The 18,356-nt window shown below is 71.4% G+C and carries 20 protein-coding genes; 12 read left to right on the top strand and 8 right to left on the bottom strand.

Going from position 1 to position 18,356, the window contains the following annotated elements; translation table 11 throughout:
- The first annotated feature begins 80 nt into the window (after positions 1–80).
- Positions 81–797, top strand: coding sequence for an MBL fold metallo-hydrolase (locus QQG74_RS17070; protein WP_341715762.1), 717 nt, complete (start codon positions 81–83; stop codon positions 795–797).
- A gap of 7 nt (positions 798–804) precedes the next feature.
- Here QQG74_RS17070 and QQG74_RS17065 read toward each other — a convergent pair whose 3' ends face one another.
- Both QQG74_RS17065 and QQG74_RS17060 read right to left on the bottom strand, forming a co-directional pair.
- A complete protein-coding gene (locus QQG74_RS17065) occupies positions 805–1,512 on the bottom strand; it encodes a hypothetical protein (protein ID WP_341715761.1) in 708 nt (235 codons plus the stop codon).
- 124 nt (positions 1,513–1,636) lie between these two features.
- The gene (locus QQG74_RS17060; RefSeq protein WP_341715760.1) at positions 1,637–2,191 is read right to left on the bottom strand and encodes a hypothetical protein; all 555 of its coding nucleotides are present in this window, start codon (positions 2,189–2,191) and stop codon (positions 1,637–1,639) included.
- A 588-nt stretch (positions 2,192–2,779) separates the two neighbouring features.
- Here QQG74_RS17060 and QQG74_RS17055 point away from each other — a divergent pair.
- Positions 2,780–3,370 (top strand): hypothetical protein, encoded by a 591-nt coding sequence (locus QQG74_RS17055; protein ID WP_341715727.1) that lies wholly within the window; start codon positions 2,780–2,782, stop codon positions 3,368–3,370.
- Positions 3,371–3,459: 89 nt separating this feature from the next.
- Here the strand turns inward: QQG74_RS17055 and QQG74_RS17050 are convergent, their stop codons facing one another.
- A complete protein-coding gene (locus QQG74_RS17050; protein ID WP_341715759.1) occupies positions 3,460–4,383 on the bottom strand; it encodes an NADP-dependent oxidoreductase in 924 nt (307 codons plus the stop codon).
- An 89-nt stretch (positions 4,384–4,472) separates the two neighbouring features.
- Between QQG74_RS17050 and QQG74_RS17045 the strand changes: the two genes are divergently transcribed.
- Complete coding sequence (locus tag QQG74_RS17045) at positions 4,473–5,474, top strand: AraC family transcriptional regulator (protein ID WP_341715758.1); 1,002 nt, start codon at positions 4,473–4,475, stop codon at positions 5,472–5,474.
- Between the two features lie 76 nt (positions 5,475–5,550).
- Positions 5,551–6,807 (top strand): lycopene cyclase family protein, encoded by a 1,257-nt coding sequence (locus tag QQG74_RS17040; RefSeq protein ID WP_341715757.1) that lies wholly within the window; start codon positions 5,551–5,553, stop codon positions 6,805–6,807.
- Here the strand turns inward: QQG74_RS17040 and QQG74_RS17035 are convergent.
- Complete coding sequence (locus QQG74_RS17035) at positions 6,796–7,305, bottom strand: GNAT family N-acetyltransferase (RefSeq protein ID WP_341715756.1); 510 nt, start codon at positions 7,303–7,305, stop codon at positions 6,796–6,798. The two genes, QQG74_RS17040 and QQG74_RS17035, sit on opposite strands and share 12 nt — an antisense overlap.
- A 79-nt stretch (positions 7,306–7,384) precedes the next feature.
- Here QQG74_RS17035 and rnhA point away from each other — a divergent pair, with 79 nt between their 5' ends.
- The gene (gene rnhA, locus QQG74_RS17030) at positions 7,385–7,861 is read left to right on the top strand and encodes a ribonuclease HI (RefSeq protein ID WP_341715755.1); all 477 of its coding nucleotides are present in this window, start codon (positions 7,385–7,387) and stop codon (positions 7,859–7,861) included.
- Between the two features lie 46 nt (positions 7,862–7,907).
- Here the strand turns inward: rnhA and QQG74_RS17025 are convergent, their stop codons facing one another.
- Both QQG74_RS17025 and QQG74_RS17020 read right to left on the bottom strand, forming a co-directional pair.
- Positions 7,908–8,102 (bottom strand): DUF397 domain-containing protein, encoded by a 195-nt coding sequence (locus QQG74_RS17025; protein ID WP_341715754.1) that lies wholly within the window; start codon positions 8,100–8,102, stop codon positions 7,908–7,910.
- A complete protein-coding gene (locus QQG74_RS17020) occupies positions 8,090–8,836 on the bottom strand; it encodes a helix-turn-helix transcriptional regulator (RefSeq protein ID WP_341715753.1) in 747 nt (248 codons plus the stop codon). The genes QQG74_RS17025 and QQG74_RS17020 overlap by 13 nt, the downstream gene beginning before the upstream one ends.
- 131 nt (positions 8,837–8,967) lie before the next feature.
- On the opposite strand from QQG74_RS17020, the gene QQG74_RS17015 reads away from it, so the two are divergent.
- Together QQG74_RS17015 and QQG74_RS17010 are read left to right on the top strand one after the other, a co-directional pair.
- Complete coding sequence (locus tag QQG74_RS17015) at positions 8,968–9,321, top strand: hypothetical protein (protein WP_341715752.1); 354 nt, start codon at positions 8,968–8,970, stop codon at positions 9,319–9,321.
- Complete coding sequence (locus tag QQG74_RS17010; RefSeq protein ID WP_341715751.1) at positions 9,318–9,572, top strand: flavin reductase; 255 nt, start codon at positions 9,318–9,320, stop codon at positions 9,570–9,572. Before QQG74_RS17015 ends, QQG74_RS17010 begins: the two co-directional genes overlap by 4 nt.
- Before the next feature lie 169 nt (positions 9,573–9,741).
- On the opposite strand, the gene QQG74_RS17005 is transcribed toward QQG74_RS17010, so the two are convergent.
- On the bottom strand, positions 9,742–10,572 hold the full coding sequence (locus QQG74_RS17005) for a pentapeptide repeat-containing protein (RefSeq protein ID WP_341715750.1): 831 nt from the start codon (positions 10,570–10,572) through the stop codon (positions 9,742–9,744).
- 170 nt (positions 10,573–10,742) lie between these two features.
- Here QQG74_RS17005 and QQG74_RS17000 point away from each other — a divergent pair, with 170 nt between their 5' ends.
- Genes QQG74_RS17000 through QQG74_RS16980 form a run of 5 tightly spaced genes read left to right on the top strand, consistent with a single transcriptional unit; the run spans position 10,743 to position 17,674 of the window.
- Positions 10,743–13,535, top strand: coding sequence for a sialidase family protein (locus QQG74_RS17000; protein ID WP_341715749.1), 2,793 nt, complete (start codon positions 10,743–10,745; stop codon positions 13,533–13,535).
- Between the two features lie 27 nt (positions 13,536–13,562).
- Positions 13,563–14,414 carry a carbohydrate ABC transporter permease gene (locus tag QQG74_RS16995; RefSeq protein ID WP_341715748.1) on the top strand — a complete coding sequence of 284 codons (852 nt, stop codon included), beginning with the start codon at positions 13,563–13,565 and terminating at the stop codon, positions 14,412–14,414.
- Positions 14,410–15,738: a sugar ABC transporter substrate-binding protein gene (locus QQG74_RS16990; protein ID WP_341721261.1), complete on the top strand. Its 1,329-nt coding sequence runs from the start codon at positions 14,410–14,412 to the stop codon at positions 15,736–15,738. Before QQG74_RS16995 ends, QQG74_RS16990 begins: the two co-directional genes overlap by 5 nt.
- Positions 15,735–16,766, top strand: coding sequence for an ABC transporter ATP-binding protein (locus QQG74_RS16985; protein WP_341715747.1), 1,032 nt, complete (start codon positions 15,735–15,737; stop codon positions 16,764–16,766). The genes QQG74_RS16990 and QQG74_RS16985 overlap by 4 nt, the downstream gene beginning before the upstream one ends.
- Before the next feature lie 38 nt (positions 16,767–16,804).
- Entirely contained in the window at positions 16,805–17,674 is an 870-nt protein-coding gene (locus QQG74_RS16980) for a sugar ABC transporter permease (protein ID WP_341721260.1), read from the top strand.
- Here the strand turns inward: QQG74_RS16980 and QQG74_RS16975 are convergent.
- Positions 17,640–18,197 (bottom strand): DUF1772 domain-containing protein, encoded by a 558-nt coding sequence (locus tag QQG74_RS16975; protein ID WP_341715746.1) that lies wholly within the window; start codon positions 18,195–18,197, stop codon positions 17,640–17,642. The two genes, QQG74_RS16980 and QQG74_RS16975, sit on opposite strands and share 35 nt — an antisense overlap.
- Between the last annotated feature and the right edge of the window lie 159 nt (positions 18,198–18,356).

The following is an 18,356-nucleotide window of genomic DNA, read 5'->3' as shown; positions in this document are numbered from 1 at the left end:
CCGTTGCGCGATCGGACGGGCACACCGGGGCACCCGATCGGGGGCCGGACATCGGCGGCATTGGATGATAGGTTGCGTCGATGGCGCGGTCACCCGCAATTGCCCTCGCACCAGGTGTCTGGCGGATTCCCACCGCCGGCCGGTCAATGGTCAACTCGTACGCACTTGTCGGCGACGACGGTGCCGTCACGCTTGTCGACTGCGGGGTGAAGCGTGCGCCCGCCCGGATCGTCCGTGGGCTGGCCGCGATCGGCAAGCAGCCCGCCGACGTCACCCGGATCGTGCTCACCCACGCCCATCCCGACCATGTCGGTGGGGCCGCCGAGGTGGCCCGCCGCACCGGTGCGCCACTCGCGCTGCACGCCGCCGACCTGCCCTACGCCGAGGCCGGGGAATCGCCGCCGGGGGACCCGACCGTCACCGGTGCCCGACTCTTCGCCCGGCTCTCCTCTGGCCGGTTTCCCGCCTTCGAGGTGGCGCAGCCGCTCGCCGACGGGGACCTGCTCGACGTCGGCGGCGGGCTGCGGGTGGTGCACACCCCGGGCCACTCACCGGGTCACGTCTCCTTGCTGCACGAACCGACCCGGCTGCTGATCACCGGCGACGCGCTGTTCAACGTGGCCGGCATCCGATGGCCGGTGAAGCTGTTCTGCACCGACGTCCAGATGACCCAGCAGACCGCCCACGTGCTCGGCGAGTTGGAGTACGACCTGGTCGCCTTCACCCACGGCCCGGAGATCCGCGAACAGGCCCGGGAACGGGTACGCGGCTTCCTCACCCGCATGTCGCGGCAGTAGCCGCCGATCAGCGGGCACCGGTGCGAGCGCTGCGCCGGCTGCCGAACGACTCCATCGTGGTCGCCTTGCGCGGCGGCGTCGTACTGGCCGCCCGGGAGCGGGAAGCCGCCGCCTGTGTGGCCGAGGTCTTCCTCGTCGGTGCCTTCTTCGCCGTACCCTTCTTCGCCGGTGCTTTCCGGGCCGTGCTCCGCTTCGCGGGTCCCGTCGCGGCGGTGGCCTTCCGGGCCGGCGCCTTCGCGGCCGTACGCTTCCGGGCCGGTGCCTTCGCGGCGGTGGCCCGCTTGGCGGGCGTCCTCTTCGCCGTGCTCTGCTTCGCGGTCGCCTTCGCGGTGGCCCCGGTCGCCTTCGCGGTGGTGCCGGTTGTCTTCGCGGTGGCCCCGGTCGCCTTCGCGGTGGTGCCGGTCGCCTTCGCGGTGGTGGCCCTGGTCGCCTTCGTGGCGGTGGCCGTGCCGGTCGTCGCCTTCCGGCCGGCCGGGGCCTTCTTCGCGGCGGTGGCCTTCGCGGTGGGCCGTCGGGTCGGCGCGGCCGTCGCGGAGACGGCCTTCTTCCGGGCGGTACGCGCAGACGTTGGCGTCGGCCTGCCGCCCGGCGACTTCGCGGCCGTCGCCCCGGTGGCCCGTCGCGTCGCCGTGGCCACCTTCTTCGCCGCCACCTTGGCCGGCGGTGGGGCCTTGCGCGCCCCGGTGTGCTTGCGGGCCCGTCCTGCGTGCGCCATCGTCGCTCCTCGGGATCTACGTGGCGCACGGTCTTCCCGACGCGGGGTCGGTCAAACACCCACGACCCGACACCCGGGCATACCGCGCCGGGTCACCGTCGTTGGCGTCGTTGTCCGACCGGGCTCAGAGCCGCGCGGCCGTGATCGCGTGACGCCGCCGCCGGGCCAGGATGACGAGGCCGCCGAGCGCGTTGGCGAGCAGGACCGCAGCACCGGCCACCGTCATCACGTCGTCGCTGGCCCGGCCGTCGACCCGGTCGCCGCCGGTCGCAGTGATCGTGAGGGTCGCGGTGCCGGCCGGAGCCCCGTCGCCGCAGACCGCCGTCACCGTGTACGCACCGGGCGCAAAATCGGCGGTACGTAGTTCGGCGCTCGGCCCGCCGGGTGCTGCGGTGGTGGACCGTACCGTCCGAACCTGCTCGGCCGCCTGGTCCCGGCCGGGCCCGTTGATCCGGAACACCGCCGTACCGGACGCCGGATCGCAGTTCGTCGCGGTGAGCGTGACGGTCTGCCCGACCGGCACGGATGACGGCGAAACGGTACCGCCGGCCAGCACGGTCCTTTCACCCCGTACGGACCTGTCGGCCCGCGCGGTGCTGTCGCCAAGCGCGGCGCCCGACAGCAGCAGACTGGCGGCAATACCACCCGCCACGCGTACCACAAGGCTTGTTGCCTTCATGCGCGTCCTCCCGGCTCGAAGGCCGTGCTCGCGGAACCGGCCCCAGCCACCGCCACCGCCTGCGACCACTGGACTGCCGAATCCCCGTTACCGTCCGGTGTCCACCCGCCAGCCGGAACCCGCGCGCAGATTCCTGGCCACGGCCCGCTTCCGCGGTCTGCGTCTGTCGGCCGGCCTGGGTTCGGTGTCTGGTCGTGGTCGGTTCAGCGCCGGATGTCCGGTTCCGGTAGTTCGCCGGCCGGCTGCCGGAAGGCCACCACGGCACCCCTCGCGCGGGCGTGACCGCCGGCACTCGCTTGCCGGAATCGGTGCCGCCTGCCAGGCGTTACACCTTACGGCCGACGGAGCAGGGCGGTGGAGTCGAGGTGCCCCAGCCGGATCCCGGGACGCGGAATGATCCGGCCCGGTCGGTCGTTGAACATGGTCCGGACGTCGTGAGGGCTTGCGGTTCCGCCGAGTTGGCGGAGGTCGCGCCGCACGGATCCGATGACTTTCCCCTTTGTCTTCGAGCGCCGGACGGTGCTTGCGTGCGCCCGACATCCCCCGTGTCGTCGGCGTGTGCGCCAACCCCCGAATGGAGCCTTTGTCATGAACACGATGCTGCGTAAGAGCGTGCTGGGTATTGCTGGTCTGGCTGTTGCCGGTGGTCTGGCCGCCGGTCCGCTGAACCACGCCACGTCCGACGGCCCGGTTGGTGGTAGCCCGATCGCCGCCGCGGTGCAGGCGGAGAAGCCGGACAGCGGCAAGCTGATTCCGCATGGTGTGCAGGGTGAGCAGTCGCGGATCGAGTTGACCGACGAGCAGACCGGCAACGTCAAGGAGATCATCGCCGCGACGAAGAAGGCCGGTATGGACGAGCGGGCCGCGGTGGTGTCGATCGCGACCGCGTTGCAGGAGTCGAAGCTGGAGAACCTGGGTCACCTCGGTGACCGCAACGACCACGACTCGCAGGGCCTGTTCCAGCAGCGTCCGTCCTCGGGTTGGGGCACGGTCGAGCAGATCACCGATCCGCAGTACTCGACCACGGCGTTCCTGAAGGGTCTGAAGCAGGTCGACGGGTGGCAGGAGATGCCGCTGACCGAGGCCGCGCAGACGGTGCAGGTGTCGGCGCACCCGTTCCTGTACGCCCAGTGGGAGCAGCAGGCCGCTGACCTGGTCGCCGAACACTGGAACAGCTGACCCACAGATGACGACCGCTGGCCGGCACCCTCCCGGGTGCCGGCCAGCGTCACTTCCACCCACGTTCCCGGACACCGGTCGGGCGGCTGTTACGGAACAAGGATGGTCTTGCCCCGGATGCGGCCGGACTCGGCGTCGCGGTGCACCGAGGCCAGGTCGGCGAGCGGACGCGACGCGGCGATGTCGACCCGCACGGCTTCGGCGTCGACGAGCTTGACGAGTGCGGCGAGGTGGCTTGTGTCGTTGCGGGCCACGAAGCGTACTGCCGTCACCGGCGACCCGGCGGTCGCCCTCAGCGCAACGGTGCCGGACACGACGACGCCGCCTGGCCGCACCAGCGACATCAGTGTCGCGGCGTGCTGCGCACCGACCACGACGAAATTGAGAATCACATCGACCGGGCCGTCGAGCGCGGCAGCGAGGGGTAAGGCCGTGTAATCGACGATCTGGTCGGCGCCGAGTTGGCGGACCGCCTCGCTACTGCGCGGGCTGGCCGTGGCGATGACGTGCGCCCCGGCGTGCTTGGCAAGCTGGACCGCGAACCCGCCGACGCCACCGCCCGCCCCGTTGACCAGCACCCGCTGCCCAGTCGTGATGCCCGCGTGCTCGAACACCGCCTGCCAGGCGGTGACACCGGCGATGGGTAGGGCGGCGGCGTGCGGAAGAGGAACGGCGGTGGGCGCGGCAACAACGGTGTCAGCCGCAGCGGTGACGTACTCCGCCGCAGCGCCGCCCGTGTCGAGCCGTCCGATGACCCGGTCGCCCACGGCGACGGTGTCCACCCGGTCGCCGAGCTCGACGATCGTGCCGGCGACCTCCCCGCCAAGGGTGTACGGCAGATCCAGCGGGAAGACCGAGCGCAGCAGCCCGCGGCGCAGCCCGACGTCGGACGGATTGAACGAGGTCGCGGCGACCTTGATCAGTACGTCACCACGACTCGGCACCGGGCGCGGCACGTCTTCCTCGCGGATGACCGAGGCATCACCGTACGTGTGGATTCGGATGGCTCGCACCGCTCGAACCTATGGCGGGCACCCGAGGACGAGCCATGCTCGGAAGTCCTCGATTCATACTCGTCCGTCTCCCCGGCGATACTCTGGCGATGGACGTACTCAGCGACGTGATCACCGTCATGCGGGCCGGCCAGCCGCGCTCCGCGCGGGTCGCGTGGCACGCGCCGTGGGCGCAGCAGTTCGCACCCGTACCCGGCTCCGCCGGCTTCCAGATAATCGTGCAGGGACCGTGCTGGCTCATCGCCCCGGACACCGGCCCGATGCCGCTTGCCGCCGGGGACATCGTGTTCCGGCCGCACGGCCGTGGACACACGCTGGCCGACAGCCCATCGACCCCAGCTACCGCGCCCGCCTGCGACCCGAACGACCCGCAGCTCCAGCGCTACATGGCCGCCTTCGTGGCCAGCCGGGACCCGGAGCCCTGCGGTCGGCTGAGCCCTGCGCTCGGAGCCACCGACATCGTCGGCACTGCCGCCGACACCGACGCCCCCGCCACGGTCACCCTGTGCGGCGCGTACCAACTTGATCCGACCCACGCCCATCCGCTGCTCGACGGCCTGCCCGAGCTCCTCCATCTCCCCGCGTACCTCGGGCGACATCCCGCATTACGCGCCACCGTGGACCTGCTCGCCAGCGAACTGGAACGACCCCGCCCCGGTACCGACGCGATCATTCCGGCGCTGCTCGATACCCTGCTGCTGCACATCCTGCGTACCTGGCTCGATCAGAACCCGACACCCGGGACCGTGACCACGGGTTGGGCGGCGGCACTCAACGATCCGGCCACTGCGCCTGCCCTTCAGGCCATTCACCGCTTCCCGGCGCGGTCGTGGACCGTCGCGACACTCGCCGCCGAGGCGGGGCTGTCCCGAGCAGCGTTCGCCCGCCGTTTCACCACGCTGCTCGGCCAGCCGCCACTGGCCTACTTGACGTGGTGGCGGATGACCACCGCCGCCCGACTTCTCCACAAATCCGATACGCCGCTGAGCGTCATCGCGAGAAGAGTCGGCTACGCCTCCGAGTTCGCCTTCGCCAACGCATTCAAACGCCAGTACGGGACCGCCCCCGGCAGATACCGCCGCAACCGGTAGCGACCGGGGCGGTGTTAACAAGGGGCCCTTCCTCTACACCAGGCGTTAAGAAGGGGCCCTTCCTTACAGTAGGTGGGTGAGTTTGCTGCCGGTTGACGTGGACCTTGCCCTGGTTGGTGGGGGCGGTGCCGCCTCGCTCGTGCTTGCGGCGTTGGCCCGGCACGGTGTGCGCGATCTGCGGATCGCCGTCGTCGACCCGGTACATCGGCGAGGACACGACCGGACCTGGGCGTTCTGGGACCAGCCGGGCAACGACCTGGACGACCTGCTCAGCGCGAGCTGGTCGCAGGTCGAGGTGATCACGCCGGAGGCGCACCGCACGCTCGACCTCGCCCCCCTGCGGTACGCGATGCTGCGCTCCGGACCGGTCTACGATCGGGCCGCCGAGGCGGAGCGCAGCCTCGACGTGACCCGGATCGTCGCCGGTGTCGAGGCGCTCGACGACGACGGCGAGCGGGTGCTGGTGCGTACCGGTGTCGACCGGCCGGTGCTGCGGGCCGGCTGGGTGCTGGACTCCCGGCCCCGACCGCCGCGCCGCCCCGGGCGGACCAACTGGTTGCAGCACTTCCGGGGCTGGTGGCTGACGGCCGACCGGCCGATGTTCGACCCGGGACGCGCCGTCCTGATGGATTTTCGCACCCCGCAGCCCGCCCGGGGCGTGTCGTTCGGCTACGTGCTGCCCGTCGACAGCCGGTACGCGCTCGTCGAGTACACCGAGTTCTCGCCGCACCTGCTCACCGGGGCGGCGTACGACTCCGCGCTGGCCGGCTACCGGGATCTGCTCGGCCTGGACCCGGCCCGCTGCACGGTGCGGGAGGTCGAGAACGGCGTCATCCCGATGACCGATGGGCCGTTCGACGCCCGGCCCTCGCCCCGGGTGGTCCGCCTGGGCACTGCCGGCGGGGCCACCCGTCCGTCGACCGGGTTCACCTTCGCGGCCATGTGCCGGCAGGCCGAGCAGGTGGCTCGGGCGCTTGCCGCCGGACGGCCCCCGGTGCCGGCGCCCGCGTACCCTCGGCGGCACCGCTGGATGGACGCGGTCGCGCTGCGGGCCCTGGACCGCAACCTGGTCGGTGGCCCGGAGTTCTTCGGCCAGCTATTCGACCGCAACCCGGCGGCGCGGGTGCTGCGTTTCCTCGACGGTGCCACCACCGTGGCCGAGGACCTGGCCGTGATGCGCTCCACCCGGTTGCTGCCGATGGTCACCGCCACCGTGGCCGACGCCGCCGGCCGACTGCACGACCGGCTCGCCCCGGCCCGCCGAAAGCCCTGGACGGTCCCGGCGCCGGTGGTCGGCGACGATTCACCGGCCGGTGCCCGCTCAACTCGCTGACCCGGCGGCCAGTGCGTGCAGGTCTGCGCCCTCCAGCCGGAGCACGTCCAGTTCGTCCAGGGTGCGGGCCTGCATCCGCCGGTAGAAGCGCAGGGCCGGGTCGTTGGTGCGCAGCACCCACCACTCCAGGCGGCCACAGCCACGGCGTACGGCCAGCCCTGCCAGGTGGGCGAGCAGGGCGCGGCCGACACCGGCACCGCGATGCTCCGGCCGGACGTACAGGTCGTCCAGATGGATGCCGGGACGACCGAGCACCGTGCTGTAGGTCGAGTAGTACAGCGCGAAGCCGACCGGCTCGCCGTCGATCGTGGCGACCACGGCCTCGGCGGCGGGTCGCGGGCCGAACAGCGCCGAGCTCAGATCGGCCGGGCGGGACGTCACCTCACCGGGAAAGTCCTCGGCCTCGGTCAGCTCCACCACGAACCGGTGCAGTACCTCGACATCGCCCGGCTCGGCCGGGCGGATCAACAACCGCGTGTCGGTGACGAGTTCACTCACTGGGCAGACCCTAGCGGCCGGCGGTCTGTCCCGGGTGCCCGTGCCGCGCCGACGCGGGCGGCTTCGGTAGGTTTGCCGCATGGTGGACGAGTCGCCCGGCCGGGTGGTGCAGATCTGGACCGACGGTGCGTGCAGCGGAAACCCCGGGCCGGGTGGCTGGGGCGCGGTGCTGCGTTACGGTTCGCACGAGCGGGAGCTGTGCGGTGGCGAGGCCAGCCCGACCACCAACAACCGGATGGAGCTGACCGCCGCCATCGAGGCCCTGGAGAGCCTCACCCGGCCGGTCACCGTCGAACTGCACACCGACAGCACGTACGTGCGCAACGGCATCACCAGCTGGCTGGCCTCCTGGAAGCGCAACGGCTGGTTGACCGCCGCGAAGCAGCCGGTGAAGAACGCCGACCTGTGGCAGCGGCTGGAGGCGGCCTGCGCCCGGCACCGGATCACCTGGCTCTGGGTGAAGGGCCACAACGGCCACCCCGAGAACGAACGCGCCGACGCGCTGGCCAACCGGGGCATGACCGAAGCCCGTACCGCCACCGCGACCCGCCGCTGACGCGATCATCCTGCACGAGGACGGGTGTGCGGGGTGTCCGCGTCGGTCAGGCGCGTTCGGCGACCCGGGCGACGAAGGTCCGCCAGGCGGTGGGGGCGAAGCTCAGGGCCGGGCCGTTCGGGTTCTTGCTGTCCCGGACGCCGACGACGCCCGGCAGGTTGGCGGCGACCTCGACGCAGTCGCCGCCATTGGAACTGCTACGGGTGCTCTTGCGCCAGACAGCGCCGGTCAGGTCAGCCATGAGCGTGCCTCGAGAAAGTCGATGGTCTGGCGGCGCGGAAGTGCCACCGAACGCAGCGTATCCCAAATGGACCAAAGCGCGGCGGTCTCGTTCGTCAGCCGTCCGGCCGCCTGATCATCGAGGTATGCGACATCGCTGTCGTCGGTTGTCGCGATGACGAACGGTCCTGCCTGCCCGGCGTGAAAGCCGGCGTCCAGCGGCAGTACATGGAGGAGAACGTTGGGCCGCTGAGCCAGCTCGACCAGATGGTCGAGCTGCGCACGCATGATCTCCGGGTCCCCTCGTCGAAGTGCGAACTCGTCGATGACCGCCACGAAGAGGGGCGGCTTGCGCCGTTCGAGGACCGCCTTCTGTCGCCGCATCCGGGTCTCCACGTAGTCGGCCACCTCGTCCGGTCCGAGTAGCCCACTGCTGAGCACCGCTGAGGCGTACTCGGGCGTCTGCAACAGGCCGGGGATGACCGTGACCTGGAAGGACCGCAACGCGGTCGCCTGAAGCTCTGTCTCCACCCACGGCCGCAGCCACGCCGGCTCGCGGCGCTTCAAAACGTCCGGCCAAATGTCCGCGACTTCGCGGCCGAGCGCCGAGGCTGCCGCCGCACGATGCCGCGGGTGAGGCACCCGGCCGGGCGTGATCCACCGCCCAACCGTCTTCGGATCTACGCCGACCTGCTCAGCGAGGCTATCGATGGTCTCGCCACGGTCGGCCATGGCTACCTTCAGCGCCTGGTTCATGTCGCCTCCCGAAGGACGTCTGCAACGTCTCCAGAATCTATATCTACGGCGTGTAGCCGTCCATACCCGGTGGGTCACGGTGGAGGTCGGTGGAAGTCGCATCCAATGTCGACCGAGGAGGCATCGTGCCGGTGTCGAAACCTGCGAACGCGGTTCCCGTGTCGCGCTGGACGAGCCGTCCGGTCGGCGTGGCTCCCGGGCGGCGTGCGGACGGGACGCCCCGGGTCGGGCCCGGGGTGTACCTGCTGACCCGGGAGGCATCACCGCAGTTCGCCAAGCCGGTCACGGTACGGGTGATCCGTGAGCTGACCGACCGGCACACCTACCACGGCTGGACCTGGATCCAGGTCTACCAACTCGACACGTACGGCGAGGCGGTCGCCCAGCGCCAGTTGTTCGTGCGTCCCGCCGGGATGCGACCCGTACCCGAGCCGGGCAGCCGTCGCGCTCCCAGCCGGCGCGGTCTGGCGCGGGGCGACCGGTGAGCTCGCAGGCGCGCGAGCACGTCGCGTCCCGCCCGACGTGGCGCTGCCAGGCGTGCGGGATCGCCTGGCCCTGCTCGCCCGCGAAGCTGCGCCTGCTCGCCGACTATCACGGGAACAAGCCGGGGTTGATGGTCTACCTGGTCGCGCTGCGCGAGGAGGCCGCCGAACAGCTTGCCGAGCTCAACGGCGGCACTCACCAGACGGACCTGCACCGCCGCTTCACCGACTGGGTGCCGGTCCGGCGGAGCTGAGCGTGACCGGCCGTAGGATTCGGGGTTGCGGCGGGCTGGCCACGGGATATCGGGATGTCCTGCTCGGTAGGTCGCACCGAATGCGGCATGTCGGGTGTCGTCGGGGAAGTTGCGGGGTCAGCAGCGGGTTGCGGCAGCGAGGGCCGCCGGCACGGCGTGGATCAACCGGTCAGCGGCGGCGGGCTCGGGAGGTTCGGCGGGTGGCCGCGGTGGTCCAGTGTCTCGGCCGGGTAAGCGTCGCCGGCAGGCGGGTGTCCCGGTCGCCGCGAGCGGCGTCGACCTGCGGCTGGTGCAGGAACAGCGCGCCGGTCAGGTCGGCCCCGCGCAGGTCCGCGCCGCGCAGGTCGGCGCCGGTGAGGTCGGCCCGGGTCAGATCCACGCCGCGCAGATCGGCCCCGATCAACAGGGCGCCGCGGAGGTTGGCCCTGCGCAGGTCGGCGCGGCGCAGGTCGCGACCGACCAGGTGCGCGCCGCGATGATCGGCACCGGCGGCGCCGCCCCGGGCGCGGGCCAACTCGCCGGTACGCGACAGCAGGGTGTTTACCGTACGCCGGTGTGCGTCGACATCGAGGGTGAGCAGTTCCGGTGGGCTGCCGCAGGCCAGCCGATCGGTCTCGGCGAGCGCGGTGACCAGTTGTGCGCGCAGTGCTGCCGGCGGGTCCAGCGCGATGGCCTCGGTGAGATACCAGAGCAGCTCGTGCAGTGGTCGCATCACCGCGAACACGTCGAACATCTGCCGGGCGGTGTGCGGCGCGCTTCGCCAGTCCCGCCCGCCGAAGGTCTGCTGGGCCACCCGCTGACCGGCCCCGAAGCAGTCGAAGACGGTACATCCCGGGAAGCCGCGATCGCGCAGCTCGGCGTGGATGCCGCAGCCGAAGTCGGCACCCAGGTTGCGGCACGCCTGCCCGGCCGGCTTGTCGTACGCGAAGTCCGCCGAGGCGGCGAAACCCGGCGCAACGCAACACAACCCGAAGCACCGCCCACAATCCGCCCGTAGCACCCGTTCAGCCTACGGACCAGCGCCGACGCGGGGCGGGGCGGGTGACGGAGTTGTAACGGTCTATTGCTCGTCTGCGGTGGCTCTGACATATTCCACGGTGGACGCTGCCAGTGACGGTCGCCAATCCCGGGTGCCGCGCTGCGGTGACGCCTCATGCCGGAGGGACCCTGGTGAAGCGTAGACGTCGCCATCTGCTGGTTGGCCTGGCGGTCGGTGCCCTTATGGCATCGACCGGTTTCGTCGGAATCCACTTCGCCGGCGCTGAGGTGCCGGCCCCCGTCGCCGCCGGTGACGGCGAGATGCCCACCGCGCTCGGTGCCCATCTGGAGCGGCTGCGGCAGGCGCTGCCCGGCGACGCCGGCATGGCACCGGACGGGCCCGGCGGCGCCGCCGGGCAGGAGTTCCTGGAACGCGCCTACCCGGCCGATGCGATCACCATCGCCCAGGTGGACCGGTCGAAGGCGGCCTTCAGCGCCGCCGAGAAGCGGTTCAAGGGCAGCCGGCAGTGGACCAACGTCGGTCCGAGCCAGGCGCTCTATCCGTTCACCGAGTACCGCAACGCCTTCAACTACGTGCCCAACGAGTACGTGGCGGGCGGCCGGGTCACCTCGATCGACATCAGCCCGGACTGCAACAAGCTGCTCTGCCGCGCGTACGTGACGCCGGCCGGTGGCGGCGTCTGGGGCACCCTGAACATCCTCGCCGCCACGCCGAAGTGGTTCTACCTCGGCGGTCCGCTGGGCATCAACGCGGCCGGCGCGGTGACCATCGACCGCAACGACCGGACCGGCCTGACCATCTACGTCGGCACCGGTGAGGCAAACACCTGCGCCTCCGGCTGCGTGGCCGGCGTCGGGCTGTACAAGTCGAGCAACGGTGGCCTGACCTGGACCGGCCCGCTCGGCAAGGACGTGCTCGCCGGCAAGGGCATCGGCGAGATCACCATCAAGCCCGGTGACCCGAAGACGCTCTACGTGGCCACCACCACGGCGCTGCGCGGCATGTCCGGTTCCTGCTGCGGCGGCGTGACCCGCCCGGTGCCGGACGCCGCGAAGTGGGGCCTGTACAAGTCCACGAACGGCGGCCGGAGCTGGACGTTCCTGCACAACGGCACGGCCGACGCCAGCGACTGCACCGGCACCCTGGCCGAGTACAACAACACCACCGGCTGCTCGCCGCGCGGCGTGCGGTACGTGAAGCTGGACCCGAAGAACGCAAACATCGTCTACGCCTCCTCGTACGCCCGGGGGGTGTGGCGTTCGCCGGACGCCGGCAAGACCTGGGCCCAGATCAAGCCGTCGCTCAACGCGGCGCTGCCGACCACCCGCGCGGCGATCGACGTGACCGCGCTGCCCGGCGGCACGACCCGGATGTACGTCTACGAGGGCAACAACGGCACGCCGTACTCCCGGCTGTTCCGCAGCGACGACGTGGCCGCCGGCAGCCCCACGTTCACCGACCTGACCAGCTCCAACCCGGCCGACCCGGGCTTCGCCACCTACAACCAGTGCACCGCGCAGTGCTGGTACGACGTGTTCGTGCACACCCCGCCGGGGCACCCGGACATCGTCTACACCGGCGGCAGCTACTCCTACGGGGAGAACATCGCCAACAAGCGGGCGGTGGTGCTCTCCACCGACGCCGGGGTCAGCGGCACCGACATGACCTTCGACGGCACCGACGAGCTGCACCCCAACGGCCTGCACCCCGACCAGCACGCGATCGTCACCAACCCGCGTAACCCGTACCAGTTCTTCGAGGCCAACGACGGCGGTGTGATGCGGTCCAGCGGCACCTTCGTCGACCGGTCGGCGTGGTGCGACAACCCGGACCGCAACCTGACCACGGCGGCCCAGAAGGAGCGCTGCCGGCAGATGCTCTCCAAGATCCCCAGCAAGCTGGAGGGCGTCAACGACGGCATGAACACCCTCCAGTTCACCAGCCTGTCGGTCAGCCCGCACGACGTGAACCTGCTCCAGGGCGGCACCCAGGACAACGGCACCTGGGAGAACAAGGGCCAGCGGCAGACCTGGGTCAACACGATGATCGGTGACGGCGGTGCCTCCGGGTGGGACGTGGGCCGCCCCGAGTTCCGGTTCCACACGTACTACGACGTCACCCCGGAGGTCAGCTTCGCGGGCGGCGACATCGGCAGCTGGATCTACACCGCCGACCCGATCGCCTTCCAGCCGAACAACCTCTTCTACTCCCCGGTGATCAGCGACCCGAAGGTCAGCGGCACCATGTTCGCCGGCACCGGGCTGTCGGTCTACCGCACCAAGACCTTCGGCCTCGGTGACCGTACCCTCGAAGAGGCCGACCGGATCTGCAACTCCTGGACCGGCACCTACGAGGCGGAGTGCGGTGACTGGGAGGCGCTGGGCACCACCGGTCTGACCGCCGCCGGATGGGGTGACCGGGCCGGCGGCGCGGTCTCCGCGGTGGCCCGGGTCGCCTCGGACACCTCCACCGCGTGGGCGGCCACCAGCACCGGCCGGGTCTTCGTCACCCGCAACGCCGACGCCGAGCCGGCCGCCGCGGTGACCTGGACCCGGGTCGACACCACGGCCACCCCGAACCGCTACGTCACCGGCATCCACATCGACCCGGCCGACCCGGCCCGGGCGTGGATCTCCTACAGCGGCTACGGTTCCAACACCCCGACCACACCCGGGCACGCCTTCGAGGTGACGGCCACCGGCACCGGGGCGAGTTGGGCCGACCGGTCGTACGACTTCGGCGACCAGCCGATCACCGACCTGGTCCGCGACGACGTCACCGGCGACCTGTACGCCGCCACCGACTTCGGCGTGCTGCTGCTGCCCAAGGGCAAGACCTCCTGGACGAAGGCGGCCGGCGGCATGCCGAACGTCGAGGTCGCCGGGTTGACCATCGTGCCGGGCGAGCGGGTGCTCTACGCCGCCTCGCACGGTCTCGGTGCCTGGAAGCTCAGCCTGAAGTAAGGAACCCGGATCATCGGCAGAATCCTGGTGAGGGGCCGCTCGCGCGGCCCCTCACCGCTGCCCGAGCGGGCCGCCCGGCTGTGGCGTACGCTCGGCGCGGCCTTCGTCATCCTGGTCTTCGTGCCGCCGCTGCTGCTGCTGGTCGCCGGCTCACTTACCGAGCCGGGCCTGCCGCCGTCGCCGACGCCGCAACTGGTGCCCGACCCGCTCTCCACCACCGGCTATGCGCACGCCGTCGACCTGGGCGGGCTGTTGCGCGCCTCGCTCAACTCGGTGCTGGTGGCGGTGCTGGCGGTGCCGCTGAGCGTACTGGTCGCCGCCCTGGCCGGCTTCGCGCTGGCCCGGCTCGCGCCGCGTACCACCGCAGTGGTGGTGGCGGCGTCCCTGGTCGCGCTCATGGTGCCGGCGACGGCGCTGCTGGTACCCCGATTCGCGATCTTCCGGTTCCTCGGGTTGACCGACACCCTGGTACCGCTTGTCGCCCCGGCCCTGCTGGGCACCTCACCGCTCTACGTGCTTGTCTACTACCTGGCGTTCCGGGCCCTGCCGGCCGACCTGTACGACGCCTGCCTGGTGGCCGACCTGTCGCCGCTGCGTACCTGGTGGCGGATGGCGTTGCCGCTGGTCCGGCCGGTCACCGCCGGGCTCACCGCACTCACCTTCGTGCTCACCTGGTCGAACTTCCTCGATCCGCTGGTGTACGTCTACGACCGGGACCTGTTCACCCTGCCGCTGGCGCTGCGGTCGCTCTCCCTGCTCGACCCCACGAACTTTCCCGTCTTCCTGGCCGGAGCGGTGCTCGCCACCGTGCCCGCGCTTGTGGTCTTCGCCCTGGCCCAGCGGCGTTTCCTGCGCCCCGACGACCGATTCGAGGATTGACGTCGTGAAATCCAAGTCACTGCTCGCCCTCGCGCTCTGCGCCACGCTCGCCGTCACCGGCTGCGGTTCCGGCTCCGGGTCGTCCTCTTCGGGCCCGGTCAAGCTGCTGGTCTTCGGCGCGCCGGAGGAGTTGGCCGCCTACCGGACGCTTATCGACGCGTACCAGGGCGCCCGGCCCGGCGAGCGGGTCCAGTTGATCGAGGCCAGTGACCGCAAGGACCTGCTGGCCCGGCTGGCCACCTCGGTCGCCGGGGGAGCACCGCCGGACGTCTTCCTGATGAACTACCGCTTCTACGGCCAGTTCGCCGCCAAGGGCGTGGTCGAGCCGCTTGACGAGCGGATCGCCGACTCGACGCTCGACCCGGCCGACTACTACCCGGTGGCGATGACGGCGTTCACCTGGGACGGCGCGCAGCTCTGCCTGCCGCAGAACGTCTCCAGCCTGGCCGTCTACTACAACCGCACGCTGTTCACCAGGTACGGCGTGCCGGAGCCGAAGGCCGGCTGGACCTGGAACGACCTGGTCGGCACCGCCACCGCGATGACCCGCGACGACCGGGGCGTGGTGATCAAGGGCACCGAGGCCGAGGGTGCCGCCCGGCTGCCCGCCGTGCACGGCCTCGGCGTGGAGCCGTCGATCATCCGGCTCGCCCCGTTGGTCTGGTCCAACGGCGGCGAGATCGTCGACGACCCGGCCCGGCCGACCCGGCTCGCACTGGACAGCCCGGCGGCCCGGGAGGCGTTGAAGAACCTGGTCGACCTGCGGCTGGCGTACGGGGTGGTGCCCAGCGACGCGGAGGTCGAGGCGGAGGACGACGAGTCCCGCTTCCTCAACGGCCGGCTCGCCATGCTGATGACCTCCCGGCGGGCCACCACCAACTTCCGCACCATCACCGGCTTCGACTGGGACGTCGCCCCGCTGCCGGTCTACCGGCAGCCGGTCGGGGTGCTGCACTCCGACGCGTACTGCATGACCACCGGATCGAAGAACAAGGACGCCGCCTGGCGGTTCATGGAGTACGCGATGTCCGCCGACGGCCAGCGGATCATCGCGGCGACCGGCCGGACCGTGCCGTCGCACGTCGAGGTGTCCCGGTCGGCTGCCTTCCTGGACCCGAACCAGCCGCCGCGCAACTCGCAGGTCTTCCTCGACGCCATCCCCACCGTGCGGGCGTTGCCCACCGTCAGCACCTGGCCGGAGATCGAGGACCTCAGCTACGGCATCCTGGAGAACGCCATGCACCGTGGCGACCGGCTCGACGACGTGATCCGCGAGCTGGACGTCAAGAGCCGGCCGATGTTCGCCCGTGGGGAGAACGGGTGACCGGGCTGGTCCTCGACGGCGTCAGTGCCGCGTACCGGGACACCACCGTGCTGCACGAGGTGGACCTCACCGTGGCCCCGGGTGAGCTGCTGGTGGTGCTCGGCCCCTCCGGTGCCGGCAAGTCGACGGTGCTGCGGGTGGCGGCCGGGTTGGAGCCGGTCACCGCCGGACGGGTGCACATCGCCGGGCGCGATGTCACCGAGCTGCGGCCCGGCCTGCGCAACGTCTCGATGGTCTTCCAGTCGTACGCGCTCTTTCCGCACCTGAGCGTGGTCGAGAACATCGCCTTCGGGCTGGAGGTACGCGACGTGCCGCGCCGCGCGGCCCGGGAGCGGGCCCGCGCCGCCGCCGACCTGGTGGGCTGCGCCGGGCTGCTGGCGCGCCGACCCGGGCAGCTTTCCGGTGGTGAACGCCAGCGGGTGGCGCTGGCCCGGGCGCTGGTGCGCGAGCCGGACGTCTTCCTGCTCGACGAGCCGCTGTCCAACCTGGATCTGGCGCTGCGGGTCGAGATGCGGGCCGAGTTGCGGGCCCTGCACGACCGTATCGGCGCCACCATGGTGCACGTCACCCACGACCAGACCGAGGCGCTTGTGCTCGCCGACCGGATCGCGGTGCTGCGTGCCGGCCGGGTCGAGCAGGTGGGCACGCCGGAGCAGATCTGGCGTACCCCGGCCAGCACCTTCGTGGCCCGGTTCGTCGGCTCACCGGCGATGAACCTGCTGCCCGCCGGGGCGGCGGTGCCGTGCACCGGCGACGCGCCGCCGCTGCCGGCGGAACCACTTCAGATCGGGTTCCGGCCGGAGGCGGTCACCCTGGACGCGCCGGACGGCACCCCGGCCACCGTCGACCGGGTGGAGGTGATCGGCGAGGACGCCTACGCGTACCTCACCCTCGCCGCCGGACATCCGGTGGTCGCCCGGGTGCCGGCCGCCCGCCGCCCGGACCGCGACGCGACGGTACGTGTCGGCGTGCGCTGGGCCGACGCCCACCTGTTCCACGCCGACTCCGGCCGCCGGTACCTGCCGTGAGCGCCTCGGACACCCGGTCGCGGCGGCAGTTGGCGCTGATGCTGGCGCCGTACCTGGTCGGCCTGGTCGGGCTGGTGCTGCTGCCGGCGCTTGTCACCCTGGCGCTTGCCTTCACCGAGTACGACCTGCTGCGCCCGCCGACCTGGGTGGGGCTGGACAACTTCACGCTGCTCGTCGACGACCCGATCTTCCAGATCGCGTTGATCAACTCGCTGGTCTTCGCCGCCGTGGCCGTACCGCTGCGGGTGCTGCTGGCGCTCGGCCTGGCGCTGCTGCTGCATCGCCGGGCACTCGGCGTCGGCACCGCCCGCACCACGGCGTTGCTGCCCACCGCCGTGCCGGAGATCGCCTACGGTCTGCTCTGGCTCTGGCTGTTCAACCCGCTGTACGGGCCGATCAACCAGTTGCTGCGCATCGGTGGCGAACACGGCCTGACGGTGTTCGGCCGCACCCCGCCGCAGTGGCTGACCGATCCCACGAGTGCCCGCGCCGGCATCATCCTGATGAGCCTGTTCACCATGGGGGAGACCTTCGTGGTGCTGCTGGCCGCCCGGCGGGCGCTGCCCCGCGACGTGTACGAGATGGCCGCCATCGAGGACGCCACCGGCTGGGACGTGTTCCGCCGGATCACCCTGCCGCTGATGGCGCCGGTGCTGGCCCTGCTGGCGGTCCGCGACGCCATCGCCAGCCTGCACTTCACCTTCGTGCCGGCGTTCGTGGTGACCGACGGCGGACCGCCCCCGTACGCCACCACCTACCTGTCCCTGTTCGTCTACCAGACCGGCTTCGAGTACCTGCGCTACGGCTACGCGGCGGCGGCGACCCTGGTGATGCTGCTGCTGACCGTGGCCGCGCTGCTGGTGCAGTGGCGGCTCATCCGTCGCTACCGCCGCTTCTACCAGCTGTGACGGTGTCGCGGGTGGCCGAGGAGCCGGGTTCGGCGGGTCGGGTCGCCCAGCGCAGCAGGGCGGTGAAGACCAGCGCGGCGGTGACCGCCCCGCCGGCGAGCCGCACCCAGTGCCCGGCCACGAACTCCCCGGCCACCTGCCGCAGGTACTCGGGGGAGTGCGTACCGGCCGGGTCGACGAACATGATCTCGTTGCGGGGCCAGAAGAAGACGACCGAGAAGAGGAACTCGCAGGCGATGAAGACCCCGGCCGCGGCGACGATCCACCAGCGCAGCCGGCGGTGCCGCCAGGTCAGCACCGTGGCGGCGACGCCGAGCAGCACCACCGAGGCGCCCAACGGCGGGAAGTAGTCGCTCGGGCCGCTGACGACCAGGAAGTCGCGGGCCCGCTCCAGCGAGGCCGGCGCGTCGTGGAAGATGTTCGGGTAGAGCATGACGGTCTCGGCGGCCACGCCGCCGAACGACATCATCGCCGCCCAGGTCAGCGCGACAAGCACGGTCCAGGTGAATCTGTGGCGCAGCACTGCGTCCTCCTGCGGGTGCGATCTCGTGCGGTGCGCTCCCGACGCTAGGAGCGCCGCAGCGCTTCGGCTGCCGTCCGGCGGCGCGCGACAGGGTCGCCTTTCGACGTACGGCGGGCACCTGCGGCACGCCGTCCGGCGACGACGGGTGTAGTCGGGGCG

The sequence above is a fragment of the Micromonospora sp. FIMYZ51 genome, assembly GCF_038246755.1.
Classification (GTDB): Bacteria; Actinomycetota; Actinomycetes; order Mycobacteriales; family Micromonosporaceae; genus Micromonospora.
Note: the sequence above shows the minus strand (reverse complement) of the source record. Positions and strands in the feature narration are given on the sequence as shown.

Coding starts and splice junctions, on each gene's coding strand:
- rnhA (WP_341715755.1), top strand. CDS start 7,385: ATGGTGGACGAGTCGCCCGGCCGGGTGGTGCAGATCTGGACCGACGGT.
- QQG74_RS16980 (WP_341721260.1), top strand. CDS start 16,805: ATGCTGGCGCCGTACCTGGTCGGCCTGGTCGGGCTGGTGCTGCTGCCG.
- QQG74_RS17070 (WP_341715762.1), top strand. CDS start 81: ATGGCGCGGTCACCCGCAATTGCCCTCGCACCAGGTGTCTGGCGGATT.
- QQG74_RS17045 (WP_341715758.1), top strand. CDS start 4,473: ATGGACGTACTCAGCGACGTGATCACCGTCATGCGGGCCGGCCAGCCG.
- QQG74_RS17060 (WP_341715760.1), bottom strand. CDS start 2,191: ATGAAGGCAACAAGCCTTGTGGTACGCGTGGCGGGTGGTATTGCCGCC.
- QQG74_RS17025 (WP_341715754.1), bottom strand. CDS start 8,102: ATGGCTGACCTGACCGGCGCTGTCTGGCGCAAGAGCACCCGTAGCAGT.
- QQG74_RS17065 (WP_341715761.1), bottom strand. CDS start 1,512: ATGGCGCACGCAGGACGGGCCCGCAAGCACACCGGGGCGCGCAAGGCC.
- QQG74_RS17055 (WP_341715727.1), top strand. CDS start 2,780: ATGAACACGATGCTGCGTAAGAGCGTGCTGGGTATTGCTGGTCTGGCT.
- QQG74_RS17020 (WP_341715753.1), bottom strand. CDS start 8,836: ATGAACCAGGCGCTGAAGGTAGCCATGGCCGACCGTGGCGAGACCATC.